At 71.1% G+C, this 2,928-nt stretch carries 1 protein-coding gene; it reads right to left on the bottom strand.

The genetic code is table 11. The features are described from left to right. On the bottom strand, window positions 1-2,928 hold a 2,928-nt coding region (locus tag ACWEN3_RS44485; RefSeq protein ID WP_452983846.1), incomplete at both ends, for a type I polyketide synthase.

The raw sequence follows: 2,928 nt of genomic DNA, 5'->3' as shown, positions 1-2,928 counted from the left end.
AGCGCGTGCAGGGCGGCGTCCAGCAGCGCCGGGTGCAGGGCGAACACCGCCGCCTCGGCCGCCGACTCGTCCGGCAACTCGACCTGGGCGAAGACGTCGTCCCCACCGCGCCACACCGAGCGCAGCCCCTGGAAGACCGGACCGTAGTCCAAGCCCGCAGCGGCCATGCCCTCGTAGAACGCCGTCAAATCGACGGCCTCCGCACCCACCGGCGGCCACACGCCGAGATCCGCAGCGGGCGGTGCCTCCGCCGAGGACAGCACACCCGTGGCGTGCCGCAGCCACGAACCGTCGTCGACGCGCGAGTGCACGCTCAGCTGCCGGCGGCCCGACTCGTCCTCCGGGCCGACAGCCACCTGAAGGGTGACGCCACCGCGCTCGGGCACGACCAGGGGAAGCTCAAGGGTGAGATCCTCGATCCATCCGCACCCCGTCTCGTCGCCCGCCCGGACCGCCAACTCGACGAACGCGGTGCCGGGCAACAGAACGGTCCCGTTCACGGCGTGGTCGGCGAGCCACGGGTGGGATTCGAGAGACAGCCGCCCGGTGAGCAGGACCCCGTCCCTGTCGGCCGTCGCGATCGCGGCACCGAGCAGCGGATGGTCCGCGGCCCCCAGACCGGCGGCCCGTACGTCACCGGACGCCTGGGGAACGTCGAGCCAGAAGCGCTCACGCTGGAAGGCGTAGGTCGGCAGGTCGACGCGCCGGGCGTCGGGGATGAGTGCCTGCCAGTCGGGCGAGATGCCGTGGGTGTGCAGCTGCCCGACTGCGGTGACGAGCGCGTACGGATCGGGGCGGTCGGCTCGGAGGAGGGGGATGGTGACGACGTCGTCCACGCAACCCTGCGCCATGGCGCTGAGGACGCCACCCGGGCCGATCTCGACGAAGGTCGTCACGCCCAGCTCGTGCAGGGTGCGGACACCGTCCGCGAAACGGACCGCTTCGCGGACGTGCCGGACCCAGTACTCCGGGGTGTACGACTCGGCCAGACGGCCCGTGAGGTTCGAAACAACCGGAATCCGCGGCTCATTGAAGACCAGACCGCTGACGGACCGCGCGAACTCCTCCAACATCGGGTCCATCAACGGCGAATGGAACGCGTGGCTGACCTTCAACCGGGATGTCTTACGACCCTGAGCGGCGAACACCTCGGCAACCGCCGTGACCGCATCCTCCGCACCGGAAACGACCACGGACTGCGGGCCGTTGACCGCCGCGATACCGACCTCGTCGGTCAGGAGGGGCAGCACCTCGTCCTCGGTCGCCTGGACCGCGACCATCGCCCCGCCGACGGGCAGGGCCTGCATCAGCGCGGCCCGTGCCGACACGAGCCTCGCCGCGTCCTCCAGCGACAGCACCCCGGCCACGTGCGCGGCCGCGATCTCGCCGACCGAGTGACCGGCCACGTAATCCGGCCGGACACCCCACGACTCCAGCAACCGGAACAACGCCACCTCAACGGCGAACAACGCCGGCTGCGTCGAACCCGTCTGGTTCAACTCCTCAGAGTCCACATCCACCGTGGCACCAAGATGCGCACACACCTCGTCATACGCCGCAGCGAACACCGGATAGGACGCATACAGCTCACGCCCCATCCCCAGCCGCTGCGAACCCTGCCCCGAGAACAAGAACCCGACCTTGCCCCCGACGGGACCGTCCACGGGAGCAGCGCCGGAGACAATCGCCTCCAACCCCTGGCGGAACTCCCCAAGCTCCTCCCCCACGACCGCCGCACGGCGCTCCAGCACCGCACGCGACGTCGCCAGCGAGAACGCCACATCCTCCGGCCGAACCCCGGCACCCTCGACACCGTCGACGCCCTCAGCGTCCAGGAAAGACAGCAGCAGGGCCCCCTGCTCCCGCAGCGCCGCATCGTTCTTCGCCGACAGCACCCACGGAACCACCGCGCCCGAGGCCGAAGGCGGAGGATCCTCCGCCACGCCAGGCGCCTGCTCGACGATCACGTGCGCATTGGTGCCGCTCACACCGAAGGAGGACACCGCTGCCCGGCGCGGCGCGTCGCTCTTCGGCCACTGCACGGCCTCGGTCAGGAGCCGGACGTCACCGGCCGACCAGTCCACGTGCGGGGTCGGCTCGTCCACGTGCAGGGTCCGAGGGAGGACACCTTGGCGCATCGCCATGACCATCTTGATCACGCCACCGACACCCGCGGCAGCCTGCGCATGGCCGATGTTCGACTTCAGCGAGCCCAGCCACAACGGCCGCTCCGCCGACCGCTCCTGACCGTACGTGGCGATCAGCGCCTGCGCCTCGATCGGGTCACCCAGCTTCGTCCCCGTACCGTGCGCCTCCACCGCGTCAACCTGATCCGAGGACAGGCCCGCGTTGGCCAGCGCCTGCCGGATCACCCGCTGCTGCGAGGGCCCGTTGGGTGCGGTCAGACCGTTGGACGCACCGTCCTGGTTCACCGCGCTGCCGCGGACCACCGCCAGCACCTGGTGCCCGTTCCGACGGGCGTCGGACAGTCGCTCCACCAGCAGCATCCCCGCGCCCTCGGCCCAGCCCGTACCGTCCGCCCCGGCGCCGAACGCCTTGCACCGGCCGTCCGCCGACAGGCCACGCTGGCGGCTGAACTCCACGAACACGGCCGGCCCTGCCATCACCGTGACACCGCCGACCAGCGCCATCGAGCACTCGCCGCTCCGTAGCGCCTGGGCCGCCAGATGCAGCGCCACCAGCGACGACGAGCACGCCGTGTCCACCGTGACCGCCGGGCCCTCGAGCCCGAACGTGTACGAGACGCGCCCCGAAGCAACGCTGCCCGCACTGCCGTTGACGAGGTAGCCCTCCAGCCCTGCCGGTGAGGTGTGCACGCGGCCGCCGTAGTCGTGGTACATCACGCCGGCGAAGACACCGGTCCTGCTGCCCCGCACCGTCGCCGGATCGATCCCGGCCCGCTCGAAC

The organism is Streptomyces sp. NPDC004561 (assembly GCF_053602155.1).
Note: the sequence above shows the minus strand (reverse complement) of the source record. Positions and strands in the feature narration are given on the sequence as shown.